The organism is Paenibacillus sp. Y951, assembly GCF_056786395.1.
Genome location: NZ_JBXCIY010000095.1, coordinates 1 through 563 on the forward strand (window position 1 = coordinate 1; position 563 = coordinate 563).

Annotated in this window: 6 tRNA genes; all 6 read left to right on the forward strand. The window is 48.5% G+C overall.

Annotation, left to right across the window (positions count from 1 at the left end):
• The first annotated feature begins 23 nt into the window (after positions 1-23).
• The 6 genes from AC1TPB_RS25020 (at position 24) to AC1TPB_RS25045 (ending at position 554) form a co-directional block, all read left to right on the forward strand.
• Positions 24-100 (forward strand) — tRNA-Asp (locus tag AC1TPB_RS25020).
• 19 nt (positions 101-119) lie between these two features.
• Positions 120-195: transfer RNA gene (locus AC1TPB_RS25025), tRNA-Phe, on the forward strand.
• Positions 196-208: 13 nt separating this feature from the next.
• A tRNA-Thr gene (locus tag AC1TPB_RS25030) sits at positions 209-284 on the forward strand.
• Between the two features lie 7 nt (positions 285-291).
• Positions 292-376: transfer RNA gene (locus AC1TPB_RS25035), tRNA-Tyr, on the forward strand.
• Between the two features lie 3 nt (positions 377-379).
• Positions 380-453 (forward strand) — tRNA-Trp (locus AC1TPB_RS25040).
• A 25-nt stretch (positions 454-478) separates the two neighbouring features.
• Positions 479-554, forward strand: a tRNA-His gene (locus tag AC1TPB_RS25045).
• The last annotated feature ends 9 nt before the right edge of the window (positions 555-563 follow it).

Here is a 563-nt window from a genome sequence, read left to right on the forward strand (position 1 = left end):
TAATAGAAGAGTTTTAATAATACGGAGCTGTGGTGTAGTGGCCCAACATGCCTGCCTGTCACGCAGGAGATCGCGAGTTCGAATCTCGTCAGCTCCGCCATTTATCTTCTATTATGTTTGGCTCGGTAGCTCAGTCGGTAGAGCAAAGGACTGAAAATCCTTGTGTCGGCGGTTCGATTCCGTTCCGAGCCACCATTTTAAGTAATATGCCGTTGTAGCTCAACTGGTAGAGCAACTGACTTGTAATCAGTAGGTTGGGGGTTCAAGTCCTCTCGACGGCACCATGTATTTGGAGGATTAGTGAAGTGGCTAAACACGGCAGACTGTAAATCTGCTCTCTTCGAGTTCGGTGGTTCGAATCCATCATCCTCCACCATATAGGGGCATAGTTTAAAGGTAGAACAAAGGTCTCCAAAACCTTTGGTGTGGGTTCAATTCCTGCTGCCCCTGCCAGATGAACTTTGTTGAATAACATATGGCGGTCGTGGCGAAGGGGTTAACGCACCGGTTTGTGGATCCGGCATTCGTGGGTTCAAGTCCCATCGGTCGCCCCATTTATTCAA